We start from the raw sequence: 16,303 nt of genomic DNA on the forward strand, positions 1-16,303 counted from the left end.
GCGAGGTGGTGGATACGGAACCGAGCGTAATGGGGGTGCCGGGCGGTGCGCGGAGGGTGAAGCTGACAGACTGTCGATCAGGTACAGGGCCGACAGGAACAGGCCATGGACCGGCCACGGGAAGAAACGACCACGATTACGGAGGCAGCGCGTGTCGGACACGTCGAGCACGCCGGACACCAGGACTCCGGCGCAGATCGAGGCGGACATCAAACGCCGTCGCGAAACCCTCGCCGAGACGCTCGACGAGATCGGTGTGCGGGTGCACCCGAAGACCATCGTCGGGGATGCCAAGGCCAAGGTGGCGTCCAGCGTCGACCACACCCTCGGACGCGCCTACGTCGGCGTCAACCGCGTCGTCGACGATGTGAAGGGCCAGTTCGTCACGGAGGACGGAGCACCGCGGCTGGACCGCATCGTGCCCGTGGCCCTCGTGGTGGTCGGCGTCGTCGGACTGCTCACCCTGGGCTCCAGGCGCTCCGGACGCCCCAGGCGCCGCAGGCGTTGAACGGGGCCGAAGCCTTCCGTACCCCGCCCGCGTACGACTGGCGCGAAGGCAGGTAAATTCGGACCGTGAGCGCCAAGAGGACTGAGCCCAGCAGCCAGCACGACAAGCTGCCCATCCGGATGCTGCACGACCGTGTGCTCGTGCGGCAGGACGCCGCCGAGGGCGAGCGCCGGTCCGGTGGCGGCATCCTGATCCCCGCGACCGCGGCGGTGGGCCGGCGGCTCGCCTGGGCCGAGGTCGTGGCGGTCGGGCAGAACGTACGGACGGTGGAGCCGGGCGACCGGGTGCTGTACGACCCGGAGGACCGCGCCGAGGTCGAGGTGCGCGGCACCGCGTACGTGCTGATGCGCGAGCGGGATCTGCACGCCGTCGCCGCGGACCGGTTCGAGGGGTCCGAGGACTCCACCGGCCTGTACCTCTAGCTCTCCAGAAACGTCAGAAGGGGCTGGTGACCATCGTCACCAGCCCCTTCCGTCTGCTCCTTGCTACCTTGGAAGCAACCCGACGAGACGCGCCGTACCGGGACAGGCAAAGACGACGCACCCCTGTTGATTCCTTCACGGAGGTGCCTCATGGCCTGGGTCCTGCTCATCGTCGCCGGTCTGCTCGAAGTCGGCTGGTCGGTCGGTATGAAGTACACCGAGGGGTTCACGCGGCTCGTGCCCAGCGTGCTCACCGGTGCCGGCATCGTCGCCAGCATGCTGCTGCTGTCGTACGCGGCGAAGACGCTGCCCATCGGTACCGCGTACGGCGTCTGGGTGGGCATCGGTGCGGCGGGGGCGGCGGTGTACGGCATGGCGGTGCTCGGTGAACCGACGACCGCCGCCCGGATCTTCTTCGTCTGCCTGCTGCTGGTGGCCGTGGTCGGACTGAAGGCGACCTCCGGCCACTAGCAGCAGACCACTACCTGAGCAGCACGGCTACGGGAAGTCCCCGAACGTCGTCCCCGTGCTGCCGACCCCGCCGTCCCCGGTGGTGCCGCCCGTGCCGCCGTCCGTCGTGGCGCCGCCGTCCCCGGTGGTGCCGCCCGTGCCGCCGTCCGTGGTCGCCCCGCCGTCGGTCGTCGTGCCGCCGGTGCCGGTGGTGCCGCCGTCCGTGGTGGTGCCGCCGCCGTCGGTCGTCGTACCGCCGGTGCCGGTGGTGCCCCCGTCGGTGGTGGTGCCGCCGTTGTCCTGGCCCTGGGTGTCCGGGGTCTCCTCGCCGCCGGTGGTCGTGCCGCCGTCGGTGGTGCTGCCGCCCGTGGCGGTCGCGTCCTCGTCGGGGTCGGCCGGCGGGAGTTCCTGTTCCTCGGCGCCGTCCTGGAGGTTCAGGTCGAAGTCCTGGACCTTCGCGCCCTTCAGCGCGGCCTTCGTGTACTGGGCCCAGATCTGCGCCGGGTACCCGCCGCCGTTGATACGTGCCTGCCCGAGCGCCCCGTACAGCGCCTTGTGTTCGCCCGTGTCGGGGTCCTGGCCCATCACGGCGACGACGGTGGCGAGGTTCGGGGTGTAGCCCGCGAACCAGGCCGCCTTGTCGTCCTCCGCGGTGCCGGTCTTGCCCGCCACGGGGCGTCCGGCGGCCTGCGCGGCCGTACCGGTGCCGCCCTCGACGACGCTCTGCAGGATCGAGGTGGTGGTGTCGGCGGCTTCCCGGCTGACGGCCTGTTCGGTCTTCTCGTCCGGCAGCTTCACGTCCTCGGAGCCGTCCTTGGTGACCTTCTCGATCATCGTGTACGTGCCGTGCTTGCCGTGGTTGGCGAGGGTCGCGTACGCCTCCGCCATGTCGAGGACGCTGGCGGTGGCGGTGCCGAGCGCGATGGACGGGGACGCGGTCAGGTCGGGGGTGTCGGAGGGGATGCCCAGGTCGACGGCGGTCTGCTCGACCTTCTTGGAGCCGACGTCCACGGCCAGCTGCGCGTACACGGAGTTCACGGACTTGTCGGTGGCGGTACGGACCGGGATCTGGCCGTACGAGACCTGGTCCTCGTTCTCCGGGGCGTACGTGCCGCCGTCCCAGCCCTGCACGGGCCGCTTGTTCGTGCCGTCGTAGACGGTGTTCGGGGTGATCGTGCGGCCGTCCTGGGTGACCGAGTCGTTCTGCACGGCCGCGGTGAACACGAACGGCTTGAAGATGGAGCCGACCTGGTAGTCCCGGCGCGTGGCGTTGTTGTAGTACTGCTTCGTGTAGTCGATGCCGCCGTACATCGCGAGGACCTTGCCGGTCTTCGGGTCGATGGAGGCGCCGCCCGCGCGGACGTAGTTGTCGACCTTGCGGTTCTTCTTGTCGAGTTCGTCCATCACCTGGTCGTCGACGGCCTTCACGAAGGCGTCCTGCTTGGGCTTCTGCAGGGTGGTCGTGATGCGGTAGCCGCCCGCGTTCAGCGCGTCCTCGCCGAGGATCTTGTTGTCGGCGAGGTAGTCGTTGACGGCCTTGACGATGTAGCCGCGCTGGCCCGACATCCCGGCCGCGACCACCGTCTCCTTGGGTGCCGGGAACTCGACGCCGGCCCGCTCCGACTCGCTGATCCAGTCCTTCTTGACCATGCCGTCGAGCACGTAGTTCCAGCGGGCCAGCGCGGCCGGCTTGTTCTCGGGGTGCGCGACCACGTCGTACTCGCTCGGCGCGTTCAGGAGCGCCGCCAGGTAGGCGCCCTGTCCGGCCGACAGGCCCTTGGCGTCCACGCCGTAGTAGGCCTGGGCCGCCGCCTGGATGCCGTACGCGTTGCGGCCGAAGTAGCTGGTGTTGAGGTAGCCCTCAAGGATGTCGTCCTTGCTCTTCTCACGGTCCAGCTTGATGGAGATGAAGAACTCCTTCACCTTCCGCGTGACCGTCTGCTCCTGAGCCAGGTAGTAGTTCTTCACGTACTGCTGGGTGATCGTCGAGCCGGACTGCTTGCCCTTGCCGGTCGCGGTGTTCCAGCCCGCGCGGAGCATCGCCTTGGGGTCGACCGCGGACTCGGTGTAGAAGTCGCGGTCCTCGGCGGCGAGCACCGCGTGCTGGGCGTCCTTGGAGATCAGGGACAGGTCCACGTTCTCGCGGTTCACCTCGCCGTCGCGGGCGAGCTGGCTGCCGTCCGCGTACAGGTAGACGTTGCTCTGCTTGATCGCGGTCGCGTTCGCCGACGGGATCTTCACCAGGTAGTAGCCGAGCGCGAAGGCGCCGACGAGCAGCAGGATCACGCCGACGAACGTGCCGAGCACCATCCGCCAGGTCGGGATCAGCCGCTTCCAGCCGGTGCGCTTGGGCCGCTTGGTCTTCTTGGTCTTCCCGGTCTTCTCACCGGGGGCGGCTTCCCCGTCGACGGACGTGGCCGTCAACGCCATGGTCGCGTCGTCGCGCGCGCCCGGGTCGTCCGGCTCACCCGGTTCACGCGGTTCACCGGGCTTGGCGGAATCACCAGGCTTACCCGGGTCACCGGGCTTCCCCGGCTTGCCCGCGTCCGCCGAGGCGGAGTCGGGATCTCTCGGTGCCCAGCCCTCGCTCGGCTGCTGCGGCTGCGGCTGGTCGTTCATCTTGTGCCGTGCTCCCGTTTCACGTCGTACGTCTGGTACGCCCTCGTACGCCTGCTGCGCCCTCCCTTGAAGACTGTCCCACCCGGCGAATCGTTCCCAGTGCGTGGCACGCGTCCCAGGAGAAAATGCCTGGCACGCGGTACCGCCCCCGGACTAGGCTCCAGCGCTTTGGCTCGGAACGGCTGGAGAGGGTTCGTGGTGCGGGCTTGGAGGTTGTACGCGGCCGTCGCGGCGGGCGGGTTCCGGCGGTACGCGACCTATCGGGTGGCCACCGCCGCGGGCGTGTTCACCAACACGGTCTTCGGGCTGATCCTGGCGTACACGTACATCGCGCTGTGGGACGAGAGACCCGGGCTCGGCGGGTACGACCAGGCCCAGGCGGTGACGTACGTGTGGGTGGGACAGGGGCTGCTGGCGGTGGTCGCGGTGATGGGCGGCGGCTTCGAGGACGAGCTGATCGAGAGAATCCGTACGGGTGACATCGCGATCGACCTCTACCGGCCCGTGGACCTGCAGGCCTGGTGGCTGGCGGCGGACTCCGGACGGGCCGCGTTCCAGCTGCTGGGGCGCGGGGTGGTGCCGATGGTGTTCGGCGGGTTCGTCTTCCAGCTCGCGCTGCCGGCGGACGCCTGGACCTGGCTGGCGTTCCTCGTCGCCGTGGCGCTGGGGGTCCTGGTGAGTTTCGCGATCCGCTATCTCGTGGCGCTGGCGGCGTTCTGGTTCATGGACGGGGCGGGGGTGCAGCAGCTGGCCGTCCTCGCGGGACTGTTCTTCTCCGGGATGACCCTGCCGCTGAACGTCTTCCCGGGCGCGCTCGGCGAGCTGGCCCGCGTGCTGCCCTGGTCGGCGCTGGTACAGGTCCCGGCGGACGTGCTGCTGGGCGAGCGCACGGGCTTCGCGCTGCTGCGTACGTACGCCTTCCAGGCAGCCTGGGCCGTCGGACTGCTGGCGCTGGGCCGGCTGGTCCAGTCGGCGGCGACACGGAGGGTGGTGGTCCAGGGTGGCTGACCTGCGGGAGAAGCGCGGCTCCGAGGGCGATACGGGCTCCGGCTCCGGTTCCGGCAGCGATACCGGTTCCGGATCCGGGCCCGGTACCGGCTTCGGGCCGGCGCCGACGTACGTGTCGCGGCTCGTGGACGGGCTGCGCGCCTACCGGCTGATCGCCTGGATGTGGATCCGCTCGACGATGGCGTACCGCGCGTCCTTCGCGATGACCCTCTTCGGCAACTTCGCGGGGACCGTCCTCGACTTCGTCGCGATCCTGCTGATGTTCTCGCGCGTCGACCAGCTCGGCGGCTACTCGCTCGGCGAGGTGGCGTTCCTGTACGGGCTGTCCAGCGCCGCGTTCGGCGTCGCCGATCTGACACTCGGCTCGATGGACCGGCTCGGGCAGCGGGTGCGGGACGGCACGCTCGACACCCTGCTCGTACGCCCCGCGCCGGTGCTCGCGCAGGTCGCCGCGGACCGGTTCGCGCTGCGGCGCCTGGGCCGGGTCACCCAGGGGCTGCTGGTCCTCGGGTACGCGCTCACCGTGGTCGACATCGACTGGACCCCGGCGAAGGTGCTGCTGATGCCGGTGATGGTGGTCAGCGGGGCCGCCATCTTCTCGGCGGTGTTCGTGGCGGGCGGGGCGTTCCAGTTCGTGGCGCAGGACGCGTCCCAGGTGCAGAACTCGTTCACGTACGGCGGCACCACGCTGCTGCAGTATCCGCCGACCGTCTTCGCGAAGGACCTGGTGCGCGGGGTGACCTTCGTGCTGCCGCTGGCCTTCGTCAACTGGGTGCCCGCGCTGTACGTGCTCGGGCTGCCGTATCCGCTCGACCTGCCGGAGTGGACCGCGTTCCTGCCGCCACTCGTGGCCGTCGCCTGCTGCGGGCTCTCGGGCCTCGCGTGGCGGGCGGGCCTTCGTTCGTACCGCAGCACGGGGAGTTGACCGCACATGAGATCCACGCACGCGGACACGGGAGTGACCGCCTCCGATTCCGCCTCCGCTTCCGACAGCGACTTCATCAGCCTCGACGGCGTGGAGAAGGTCTTCGACGTACGCAAGAAGACCGGCTTCCTGCGCAGTGAGCGGCGGCAGGTGCGGGCGGTCGACTCGATCTCCTTCACCGTGTCGCGCGGCGAGATGGTCGGCTACATCGGGCCGAACGGCGCGGGCAAGTCCACCACCATCAAGATGCTCACCGGCATCCTCACACCCAGCGGCGGGCGCCTGCGCGTCGCGGGCATCGACCCCTCCCGTGAACGCACCCGGCTCGCGCAGCGCATCGGCGTGGTGTTCGGGCAGCGGACCACCCTGTGGTGGGACCTCCCGCTGATCGACTCGTACCGGCTGATGCACCGCATGTACCGGATCCCGGACGCGCGGTACAAGGAGAACCTCGACCGGTGCGTCGAACTCCTGGAACTGGGCGAACTGCTCGACGTACCCGTACGGCAGCTGTCCCTCGGGCAGCGGATGCGCGGGGACATCGCGGCGGCGCTGCTGCACGACCCCGAGGTGCTGTACCTGGACGAGCCGACGATCGGGCTCGACGTGGTCAGCAAGGTGCGGGTGCGGGAGTTCCTCCGGGACCTCAACGCGGACCGCGGCACGACCGTGCTCCTGACGACCCACGACCTCTCCGACATCGAGCAGCTGTGCCGGCGGGTGATGGTCATCGACCACGGACGCCTGATGTACGACGGCCCGCTGACCGGGCTGCACGAGGTCGGCGAGAGTGAGCGGACGCTGGTCGTGGACCTGGAACGCGAACTTCCGCCCATCGACGTGGAGTCTGCACGGGTGGTGAAGGTCGAGGGGCCCCGGCAGTGGCTCGCCTTCCCGGCGGCGCAGTCGGCGGCGCCGCTGGTGGCACGGATCGCGGCGGAGTATCCGCTGGTCGACCTGTCGGTGCGGGAACCCGACATCGAGGCGGTCATCAGCCGCATGTACGCGGGCAAGGCAACCTCGTAGGCTTCTGTCCATGACGGACGAACTCCCGGCCGAACCTTCCGGCTCACTCCCCGAGTTGCGCGCCTCCGACGCCGATCGTGAACAGGTCGCCGAAGTGCTGAGGGACGCCCTCGCCGAGGGCCGCCTGGACATGGCGGAGTTCGAGGAGCGGCTGGAGTCCACGTACAAGGCGCGTACGTACGGGGAGTTGGAGCCGATCACGCGGGATCTGCCCGGGGCCGGTGCCGTGGCCCCCGCTCCGGCCGTGTCGATGGTCAAGCGGAGTGCCGGCGCCGTCGGTCCGCGGGACTGGGCGAGCCGGATCGTCGGCGGCGAGGGTACGTCCCGGTGGGGCGTCGCGGTCATGTCCGGGTTCGAACGCCGGGGGCACTGGACCGTGCCGAAACGGTTCAACTGCTTCGCGTTCTGGGGCGGTGGCGTCGTGGACCTGCGCGAGGCGAACTTCGCGGACGGCGAGGTCGTGGTCAACTGCGTCGCCGTCATGGGCGGGTTGAACGTTGTCGTGCCGCCGGGGGTCGAGGTCGTGGTCCGCGGGATCGGGGTCATGGGCGGGTTCGACCATGGCCAGGAGGGGGTGGCGGGGGAGCCGGGCGCTCCGCGGGTCGTGGTGACCGGGTTCGCGTTCTGGGGCGGGGTCGGGGTCGAACGGAAGATCTCGAAGGCTGAACGGCTCCGCCTGCGGGAGGAGCGGCGGCGCGAAAAGCTTGAACGCAAGGCTGCGCGCCGGGAGGAACTGGAAGCGGGCCTGGACTGAGGGGGGTGCCCCCTCATGGCCCCCTTACGCTTCCGCGGGTTGTGCGTTGTCTGCGGGTGCGTCGTGGCCGGCCGCGCAGTTCCCCGCGCCCCTAAAAGCCAAAAGACTGCGCAGTTCCCCGCGCCCCTAGGAGGGGCTGCGCCCCTTCAGGGGCGCGGGGAACGGCGCGGGCAACCCTCACCGGGGCGCGGTCGAGGCACGGGCTTTTCAGGGGCGCGGGGAACTGCGCGGGCAACCCTCACCGGGGCGCGGTCGAGGCACGGGCTTTTGAGGGGCGCGGGGAACTGCGCGGGCAACCCCCACCGGGGCGCGGTCGACGTACGAGCCCCCGCCCGGTAAGGGCTAGAGCTGGGCCGGGGCCGAGCCCTTCAGGGTGGATACGTCGAAGATCTCCGCCATGCGCTTGTAGCCCTTGTCGCTCGGGTGGAGATGGTCGCCCGAGTCGTAGTCGGACCGAAGCCGCCGAGGGTTGTAAGGATCGCGGAGCGCCTTGTCGAAGTCGACGTAGTCGTCGAAGACCTTCCCGGAGCGGATCTGCGCGTTGACGGCCTGCCGCGTGTCCTCCAGGTGCGGCCGGTAACCGCGATGCCCCTGGAACGGCATGAGCGTCGCCCCGACCACCCGCAGCCCCCGCGCATGCGCCAACCGCTTCAGCTCCCGCAACCCCGCCGTGATCCGGTTCGCGTTGGTCTGGTTGGGCGTCCGCAGGATGTCGTTGACGCCGAGGGCGATGACGACCGCCTTGACGTTGGTGCGGCCGAGCACGTCACGGTCGAAGCGGACCAGCCCGCTCGGATTCTCGGCCGGCCGCCCGAGCCCGCTCGCCAGGACCCGGTTGCCGCTGATCCCCTGGTTGACCACGCTGTAGCGGGGCCCGTCCGAGCCGGCCGCGTGCAGCCGTTCGTTGAGGACGTCGGTCCAGCGCCGGTTCTCGCCCACGGTCGAGGTCACCCCGTCGGTGAGGGAGTCGCCGATGACGACGACCGTGCCCTGCGACTCGTTGCTGAGCACGTCCAGCGCGGTCAGATACCGCCAGTAGGGCGTCTGCCCGGTGTACGCGACCCCGCTGACGTCCTCCGTACGGTCGCCCTCCGCGGTGTACGAGATCTGCCGCGCCTGCGGGTGGTAGGTGACGGGCCCCGACGGGGTCGGCGAGTACGTCGTCACCAGCACGTCGCTGCCGTGCGGGACCAGCAGCCGTACGGCGTCGCTGACGACCTGCTGCCCGGCGGGCACCACCACCGAGGGGCGGCCGCCGAAGGTGAGGCGCCGCATCGTGTCGGCGGCAGCGGCGGCGTCGTTCGTGGTGGCCGCGACGGCGACCGAGGCGTGCGTGATGCTGAGCGGCTGCTGCCCGTACAGGTTGGACAGGGTGATCCGGGCCGCGGTGCCGCCGACGCCGACGTGCACCACGTTGCGTACGGAGCGGCCCGCCATGCCGTTCGCCTCGGTGCCCGGCTCCGATCCGGCGGGGGACGCCGACCAGGCGCCCACCCAGGTGCCGACGGAGGCGGGGGCCGCCGAGTTGTGCGGGGTCCGGCCGCCGACGACGGCCGTGGTCTCCCCGCCGTCGTCGGCGGCGACTCCGACGTATATGGCGGTCGAAATGGCGACGATCACAGCGACGATCGCGGCCAGCAAGGCATAACCGTGACGCTTGGTCATGCGGTGCGAATCTCCTCGGAAAAGTGGGAGCCCGGAGCTCCGGTGTGATGACCCCATGATGAGGCATGACGCGGGAGGAACCCGACAGGACCCCTCGGGACACCCCAGGACCCCTCGGGACACGCCAGGGCCCCTGGGCCCCGGTGAAATCCCCCGCCCGGACAGACGCGGGGAACTCCTGTTCCGTTCCAGGAGTCGGTCAGGTTGGAACAATGCGTTATGGGGGACCGGGAACGGATGGAGCGGATGGAACGAACGAAAGAGGACGAAACAGGGGAATCGGGCCCGGAAGGGCAGCCTTCCCGCGCCGGCGGTGTGGCGAACCCCACGAACCTCAGGAGCGCCATCGGGGCCGTGGCAGGGGCCACGGCGGACACGGGAGCCGCCGGGCCCGGCCGCGCCGCGCCGAACCGGGCGATGAACTCGTTCAGCCCTGCCGACGAGGAGAAGTTCCGCGGGGTCCGGCGCATGAAACTCATGGCGACGGGACTGCTGCTGTTCGTCGCCGTCGTCTACGTACTCGCCAAGTGGGCCGGGAACTCCGGCGCGGGCGCCTGGACGGGTTACGTGGCCGCCGCCGCCGAGGCCGGCATGGTGGGCGCGCTCGCGGACTGGTTCGCCGTCACCGCACTGTTCCGGCGGCCGATGGGCCTGCCCATCCCGCACACCGCGATCATCCCGACCAAGAAGGACCAGCTCGGCGTGTCGCTGGGCGAGTTCGTCGGCGAGAACTTCCTCTCGCAGGACGTCGTACGGCAGCGGCTGCGCGCCGTCGGCATCGGCAGCCGGCTCGGCACCTGGCTGGCCCTGCCCGAGCACGCCGACCGGGTGACCGACGAGCTGGCCACCGCCCTCAGGGGAGCCCTCGCGGTACTCCGCGACTCGGACGTGCAGGCCGTCGTCGGCGAGGCCATCAACCGGCGGGCCGACGCCCAGGAGATCGCCCCCGGCATAGGGAAGACACTGGAGAAGGTCGTCGCGGACGGCGGGCACCGGCGGGTCGTCGACCTGATCTGCGTACGCGCCCACGACTGGCTCGTCCTCCACAACGACCAGGTGATGGACGCCGTACAGGGCGGCGCCCCCGGCTGGACCCCGCGGTTCGTCGACAAGCGGGTCGGGGAGCGCGTCTACAAGGAACTGCTGCGGTTCGTCACCGAGATGCGTGACATGCCGGAGCATCCGGCGCGTGGTGCCCTCGACCGGTTCCTCACCGACTTCGCCTCCGACCTGCAGTCCGACACGGACACGCGGGCGCGGGTGGAGAACCTGAAGCGCGAGGTCCTCGGCCGGGGCGAGGTCCAGGACCTGATCGCGTCCGCCTGGTCCTCCGTACGGCAGATGATCGTGTCCGCGGCGGAGGACGAGCGCAGTGAGCTGCGCCTGCGGGTGCGGGCGTCGCTGCTGTCGCTCGGGACGCGGATGGCGACCGACGCGCGCTTGCAGGGCAAGGTGGACGGGTGGGTCGAGGGAGCGGCGGTGTATGTCGTCACGACGTACCGGGACGAGATCACGTCGCTCATCACCGAGACCGTCGCCGGGTGGGACGCGGAGCATACGTCTCGGAAGATCGAGGCGCACATCGGGCGGGATCTGCAGTTCATCCGGATCAACGGAACGGTTGTCGGCTCGCTGGCGGGCCTCCTGATCTATGCGGTGTCCAAGGCGCTGGGGGCGTAGCCCTTTTGCTTCCGCGGGTTGTGCGTTCATCCGCGGGCGCGCTGTGGCTGGCCGCGCAGTTCCCCGCGCCCCTAAAGGCAAAAGACTGCGCAGTTCCCCGCGCCCCTGATGGGGCGCAGCCCCTCTTAGGGGCGCGGGGAACTGCGCGAGCAACCCCCACCGGCCCGCAGGCAACGCACAACCCGCAGAGCGCCCCCCACCGGCCAGGTGAGAGCTCGGCGGATCGGGGAACTCGGGGAGATGTTCCCGAGCCGCAAGGAGGGGTGCCATGGCCGTCACCGATGCCGGGTCCGCGGAGACCGGAGCCGTCACCACCGCCGTGCCCGCCCGACTCGACCGGCTGCCCTGGTCGCGCTGGCACTGGACCATCGTCATCGGCCTAGGCACGGTCTGGATCCTGGACGGTCTGGAAGTCACCGTCGTCGGCAACATCGCCGGCCGGCTCTCCGAGGAGGGCAGCGGACTGCCCATCTCGGCCGCGCAGGTCACCGGCATCGCCGCCGCCCTGTACGTGGCCGGAGCCTGCGCGGGCGCCCTGTTCTTCGGCCGGCTGACGGACAAGTTCGGCCGCCGCAAGCTGTTCATGGTGACCCTGGCCGTCTATCTCGCGGCCACCGCCATGACGGCGCTCTCCTTCTCCACCTGGTGGTTCCTCCTCTTCCGCTTCCTCACCGGCTTCGGTATCGGCGGCGAGTACGCGGCCATCAACTCGGCGATCGACGAACTGATCCCCTCGAAGTACCGCGGCCGGGTCGACCTGATCATCAACGGCAGTTTCTGGCTGGGCGCGATCGCGGGTTCTCTCCTGTCGATCGTCGCGCTGAACACGGACCTGTTCGCGATGAACGTCGGCTGGCGGCTCACCTTCGTCCTCGGTGTCGTCCTCGGCCTGGTGATCCTCCTCGTACGCCGCAACGTCCCCGAGAGCCCGCGATGGCTGTTCATCCACGGCAAGGGGGAGGAGGCGGAACGCCTGGTCACCGAGGCCGAGCGGCAGATCAAGGAGGAGACGGGGCGCGAACTGCCACCACCCGCCGGTGAGATCACCATCCACCAGCGCAAGAGCATCGGCTTCGGCATGATCGCCCGTACGGTCTTCACGACGTACCGCAAGCGTGCCGTCCTCGGCCTCTCCCTCTTCATCGGGCAGGCGTTCCTCTACAACGCCATCACCTTCGGCTTCGGCGCGATCCTCACCAAGTTCTTCGACGTGCCGACCGGCAGCACCGGTTACTACTTCGCCGTCATCGCGGTCGGCAACTTCCTCGGCCCGCTGCTCCTCGGCAAGTTCTTCGACACCGTGGGCCGCCGGATCATGATCTCGTCCACGTATCTGCTCTCCGGAATCCTGCTCTTCGGCACGGCCTGGCTCTTCGACCAGGGCTCACTGACCGCGACGACCCTGACCGCCTGCTGGTGCGTGGTCCTGTTCTTCGCCTCCGCGGGCGCGAGCAGCGCGTATCTGACGGTCTCCGAGATCTTCCCGATGGAGACCCGCGCGATGGCCATCGCCTTCTTCTACGCCGTCGGCACCGCGGCGGGCGGTATCAGCGGCCCGCTGATCTTCTCGGAGCTGACCAGTACGGGCGTCGTCGGCGACACGGTCCTCGCCTTCCAGATCGGCGCAGGCCTGATGTGCGCGGCGGGCCTCGTCGCGGCGGTGCTCGCGGTGAAGGCGGAGGGCCGCTCCCTGGAGGACATCGCCAGCCCCCTGTCGACGGCGAAGGCCTCCTAGCCGCCGGGGGAGGTTGCCGGGGGGAGGGGGGAGGCTGAGGAATGGCGCTCAGAGGAACCGGCGGGAACTGAGTACGCGTACTCTGTCGGCCCTGTGTACGGCAGGGGGACCTTTGTTCCCATGACCGAGAAGCTGCTGGGCCCGCTGTCGAAGCGCCCCTGGACGGAACGCTGGCCGACCCGCCTGCTGGGTGCCGCCCTGTCCTCGGCGGCGTACCTCCTCTGCCTCCCCCGGGATCTGCGCGACCACCCGGCGTCACCCGGTTCGCCCACGGAGGCGACGCCGGTGACCGTCGTCGGAGTGACGGCCCTGGCCGTGCTGCTGCTCCTGCTGGCCGTCTACTTCGGCCACCGCGACGCGCTCGCCTGGCCCCTGTTGCTGGTGGCGGTGCCCCCGGCCGCGCTCATGTACCTCTCGTTCCACACGCACCCGGAGACGCCCGGGACGCCCGGAACTCCCGAGCCGGCCGAGGTGCCGGGCTGGCCCTGGCAGCTGATCTGGGCGTCCTCCACACTCGTCATCGCCGCGGGCGTGCTCGTCGCGACGTCCGTGGGCCGGCGGCTCAGGGCGGACGCGGAGGAGTCGCTGGACGGGTTGGTGTTCGCCCGTCAGCGGGTGTGAGCGTCAGGCGCCCGTCGTGGACCCGGGCCGCACGATCATGAGGATCGTGACGGTCGCCCACAGCAGGTTGAAGATGCCGGTGAACATGGCGAGCCGAACGGTGACGCGGGGGTTCACGGCGACCTCGACCGATGTGGTGGCCGTGCCCGCCTCCACCGCTTCGATGATCTCCTCCTGGCGGGGCAGTACCAGCGCCAGCAGGACGGCCGCCGCGATCCCGGTCAGGACCATCGAGACGATCAGCCAGGTGTCGTAGAGCACGCCCATGCTGAGAGCCGTGGCCATGCCGAGTACGGGGACGGCGATGCCCAGACCCGCGTACACCCGGCAGATCCGGTGCAGCAGGCGCACGGTCTCCGTGGCCCGTGGGTCGTCCGGTCCGGCGAGGGCCCGCCGGGCGCTGGGCGGGAACATGCTGGCCGCGACGGTCACGGGACCGACGGCGACGATCGCGACGAGGACGTGGAGGACGAGGAGGAACTTGGTCACGAGGGGACGGTAGGCGGCGTACCGGATCCTCGGGAAGTGGCGGTATCGCCAGCCTTCAACGGATTCTCGCCAGCAGTGGCAGAGCCCCGCACGCTTCAAGCAGAGCCTGCATGCTTCAGGCAGAGCCCTGCATGCTTGAGGAAGAGCCCTCCACGCTTCAGGCCCCAGGGGTTCAGGGCGCGCTGACCCCCGCTTGGCCGTAACCCGTTGCCTGCCTATGCTTTTGCCATGCACACCGTGGCCGTACTGGCGCTCGACCAGGTCATCCCGTTCGATCTCTCCGCGCCGATCGACACCTTCAACTGGGCCCGGCTGCCCGACGGCCGCGCGCCCTACCGCATCAAGGTCTGCTCGCCGGCCGAGGAGGTGAGCGCGGGGGCGTTCACCCTGCGGGCGCCGTACGGCCTGGAGGCGCTGGCCGAAGCGGACACGATCATCGTGCCCGGCACCACGGACCCGACCTCCCCGCTGCCGCCCGAGGTGGCCGAGGCCCTGCGCGCGGCGGCGGCGAACGGTACGCGTATCGCCTCGATCTGCGTCGGCGCGTTCATCTTCGCCGCCACCGGGCTGCTCGACGGGCAGCGGGCGACCACGCACTGGATCGCCGCGGCCGACCTGGCGGTCATGCACCCGGAGGTGGCGGTCGACCCGAACGTCCTCTACGTCGACAACGGCCAGTTCCTCACCTCGGCGGGCGCCGCCGCGGCGATGGACATGTGCCTGCACATGATCCGCAAGGACTACGGCTCGGCCGTCGCCGCCCACGCGGCCCGGATGTCCGTCATGCCGCTCGAACGGGAGGGCGGGCAGGCCCAGTTCATCGTCCACACCCAGCCCCCGGTTCCGGCGGGCACGACGATGGAACCCCTGCTGAACTGGCTGGAGGAGAACGCCGGCCGCGATCTGACGTTGGACGACATCGCCACCCGGGCGGGCACCAGCGCCCGTACGCTCAACCGCCGTTTCCGCGAGCAGACCGGTACGACCCCGCTGCAGTGGCTGCACCGGGCGCGGGTGCGCAGGGCCCAGCATCTCCTGGAGAACACCTCCCACCCTGTCGAACGAATCGCGGTGCAGGCGGGGTTCGGCTCGCCGACCGCCTTCCGGGACCGGTTCAAGAGGGTGGTGGGGTTGAGCCCGCAGGCGTACCGGAGGGCGTTCCGGGGAGCGCCGGAGGGCACGGACACCGACTCCGTCCGGCGGGCCGACACCGACTTCGGCCGGCCGACGGACACCGGCCTCGCCAGGTCGGGGGCGGACACAGGTCTCGGCCGGCCGGCGGGCTCCGGTCCCACCCGGCCGACGGGCTCCGGTCCTGCCTGGCCGGCGGACTCCGATCCTGCCCGGCCGGCGGACGCAGATCTCGCTGGGCTGAGCGGGGTCCGGCGGGGCTGAACCGAGGGCCGCGGGCCGCGGGCCGAGCCGGGGTGAGTGGCGCCGGTCCGCCGCCCCGTCGGTCCGCCCACCCGCCCTAGCGGGCGAGGCCCGGCAGCACCTCTCCCGAGAGTGGCAGCCCCAGCCCCGCCACCGCGCGGGCGACGAGGCGGGCCATCTCCACGGCGCCGCGCTCCTGGAAGTGGGTGTTGTCCTGCACTCCGTTCGGGAAGTTCGGGTACTGCCCGGCGTTCAGCCACAGGAAGATCCCCTTGGAGGCCTCGACGCCGACCCCGTCGAGGTAGGCGCGGCTGGCCGCCGAGAGGTCGACCAGCGGAGCGCCCTCCTCCTGCGCGACCGCCTTCGCGGCATCCACGTACGCCGGGAAGGAGACGTTGAACTTCCCGGTGGTCGCGTTGTAGGAACGCCGCGAGACGGGCGTGACGACGACCGGTGTCGCGCCCCGCGCCCGGGTGCCCCGGATGTAGTCGTTGCGCAGGTACTCCTTGTAGTCGGCGGGGGAGGTGTACCGCTCGGCGTTGCCCACGGTGGCGTCGTTGTGCCCGAACTGCACGAAGAGGTAGTCACCGGCCTTGATCACCTGATGGATCGCGGCCAGCCGCCCCTGCTCGATGAAGGAACGCGAACTGCGCCCGCCGATGGCCCGGTTGGCGACGGTGATGTTCGAGGTGAGATACGAGGACAGCTTCTGGCCCCAGCCGGCCTGCGGGTAGTAGCCGGAGCTGTAGGTCTGCGCGGTGGAGTCACTGGCGATGTAGAGGGTGCCGGTCGCCGCCGCGGCCGCCTGCGCGGTCCCGGGCAGCCCCAGTACCCCGAGGGCCCCGGCGCCGGCCGCACCCGCGGCACCGCCCAGGAACCGTCTGCGACTGCTCACCCGGCTGCTGTTGCTGTTGCGGCTCATCTGACCGTCCCCTTGGAGGAGTTGAAGGATTGCCAGAGAGGGGTGGCAGCAGCGGAGGGAAAGGTTGCCGCCGCTCGCCGCTGCTCACTGCTGGGCGTCGCTCAT

Annotated in this window: 14 protein-coding genes, 1 pseudogene and 1 riboswitch; of the genes and pseudogenes, 11 read left to right on the plus strand and 4 right to left on the minus strand. The window is 70.4% G+C overall.

All coding sequences use genetic code 11. From position 1 onward, the window contains the following. Positions 1-151: 151 nt before the first annotated feature. The 3 genes from C6Y14_RS08875 to C6Y14_RS08885 all read left to right on the plus strand — a co-directional run bounded on the left by C6Y14_RS08875 (position 152) and on the right by C6Y14_RS08885 (position 1,401). On the plus strand, positions 152-508 hold the full coding sequence (locus C6Y14_RS08875) for a DUF3618 domain-containing protein (protein ID WP_107015996.1): 357 nt from the start codon (positions 152-154) through the stop codon (positions 506-508). Between the two features lie 65 nt (positions 509-573). Beyond that, positions 574-930: a GroES family chaperonin gene (locus C6Y14_RS08880; protein ID WP_107015997.1), complete on the plus strand. Its 357-nt coding sequence runs from the start codon at positions 574-576 to the stop codon at positions 928-930. Positions 931-987: 57 nt separating this feature from the next. After that, positions 988-1,052, plus strand: a riboswitch (guanidine-III (ykkC-III) riboswitch). Between the two features lie 28 nt (positions 1,053-1,080). Then, positions 1,081-1,401 carry a DMT family transporter gene (locus tag C6Y14_RS08885; protein ID WP_107015998.1) on the plus strand — a complete coding sequence of 107 codons (321 nt, stop codon included), beginning with the start codon at positions 1,081-1,083 and terminating at the stop codon, positions 1,399-1,401. A 27-nt stretch (positions 1,402-1,428) separates the two neighbouring features. On the opposite strand, the gene C6Y14_RS08890 is transcribed toward C6Y14_RS08885, so the two are convergent. Beyond that, on the minus strand, positions 1,429-3,999 hold the full coding sequence (locus tag C6Y14_RS08890; RefSeq protein ID WP_107015999.1) for a transglycosylase domain-containing protein: 2,571 nt from the start codon (positions 3,997-3,999) through the stop codon (positions 1,429-1,431). A 198-nt stretch (positions 4,000-4,197) separates the two neighbouring features. Between C6Y14_RS08890 and C6Y14_RS08895 the strand changes: the two genes are divergently transcribed. The 4 genes from C6Y14_RS08895 to C6Y14_RS08910 all read left to right on the plus strand — a co-directional run bounded on the left by C6Y14_RS08895 (position 4,198) and on the right by C6Y14_RS08910 (position 7,712). Beyond that, on the plus strand, positions 4,198-5,007 hold the full coding sequence (locus C6Y14_RS08895) for an ABC transporter permease (RefSeq protein WP_107016415.1): 810 nt from the start codon (positions 4,198-4,200) through the stop codon (positions 5,005-5,007). A 112-nt stretch (positions 5,008-5,119) separates the two neighbouring features. Beyond that, positions 5,120-5,932: an ABC transporter permease gene (locus C6Y14_RS08900; protein WP_225891004.1), complete on the plus strand. Its 813-nt coding sequence runs from the start codon at positions 5,120-5,122 to the stop codon at positions 5,930-5,932. A 6-nt stretch (positions 5,933-5,938) separates the two neighbouring features. Beyond that, a complete protein-coding gene (locus C6Y14_RS08905) occupies positions 5,939-6,958 on the plus strand; it encodes an ABC transporter ATP-binding protein (protein ID WP_107016000.1) in 1,020 nt (339 codons plus the stop codon). Between the two features lie 10 nt (positions 6,959-6,968). Next, entirely contained in the window at positions 6,969-7,712 is a 744-nt protein-coding gene (locus C6Y14_RS08910) for a DUF1707 SHOCT-like domain-containing protein (protein WP_107016001.1), read from the plus strand. Positions 7,713-8,054: 342 nt separating this feature from the next. On the opposite strand, the gene C6Y14_RS08915 is transcribed toward C6Y14_RS08910, so the two are convergent. Then, positions 8,055-9,377 (minus strand): SGNH/GDSL hydrolase family protein, encoded by a 1,323-nt coding sequence (locus C6Y14_RS08915; protein ID WP_107016002.1) that lies wholly within the window; start codon positions 9,375-9,377, stop codon positions 8,055-8,057. 246 nt (positions 9,378-9,623) lie between these two features. Between C6Y14_RS08915 and C6Y14_RS08920 the strand changes: the two genes are divergently transcribed. The 3 genes from C6Y14_RS08920 to C6Y14_RS08930 all read left to right on the plus strand — a co-directional run bounded on the left by C6Y14_RS08920 (position 9,624) and on the right by C6Y14_RS08930 (position 13,413). Next, positions 9,624-11,057 (plus strand): DUF445 domain-containing protein, encoded by a 1,434-nt coding sequence (locus C6Y14_RS08920; protein ID WP_404828740.1) that lies wholly within the window; start codon positions 9,624-9,626, stop codon positions 11,055-11,057. 268 nt (positions 11,058-11,325) lie between these two features. After that, entirely contained in the window at positions 11,326-12,792 is a 1,467-nt protein-coding gene (locus C6Y14_RS08925) for an MFS transporter (protein ID WP_107016003.1), read from the plus strand. Between the two features lie 120 nt (positions 12,793-12,912). Continuing rightward, positions 12,913-13,413 (plus strand): hypothetical protein, encoded by a 501-nt coding sequence (locus C6Y14_RS08930; protein WP_107016004.1) that lies wholly within the window; start codon positions 12,913-12,915, stop codon positions 13,411-13,413. A 3-nt stretch (positions 13,414-13,416) separates the two neighbouring features. On the opposite strand, the gene C6Y14_RS08935 is transcribed toward C6Y14_RS08930, so the two are convergent. After that, positions 13,417-13,902, minus strand: coding sequence for a hypothetical protein (locus C6Y14_RS08935; protein ID WP_107016005.1), 486 nt, complete (start codon positions 13,900-13,902; stop codon positions 13,417-13,419). Positions 13,903-14,130: 228 nt separating this feature from the next. Here C6Y14_RS08935 and C6Y14_RS08940 point away from each other — a divergent pair. After that, positions 14,131-15,081: pseudogene (locus C6Y14_RS08940) on the plus strand (GlxA family transcriptional regulator); the annotation flags it as partial. Between the two features lie 292 nt (positions 15,082-15,373). Here the strand turns inward: C6Y14_RS08940 and C6Y14_RS08945 are convergent. Beyond that, positions 15,374-16,198, minus strand: coding sequence for a rhamnogalacturonan acetylesterase (locus tag C6Y14_RS08945; RefSeq protein ID WP_107016006.1), 825 nt, complete (start codon positions 16,196-16,198; stop codon positions 15,374-15,376). Positions 16,199-16,303 lie beyond the last annotated feature (105 nt).

This window comes from Streptomyces dioscori, from assembly GCF_003024195.1.
In the GTDB taxonomy this organism is placed as follows: domain Bacteria; phylum Actinomycetota; class Actinomycetes; order Streptomycetales; family Streptomycetaceae; genus Streptomyces; species Streptomyces dioscori.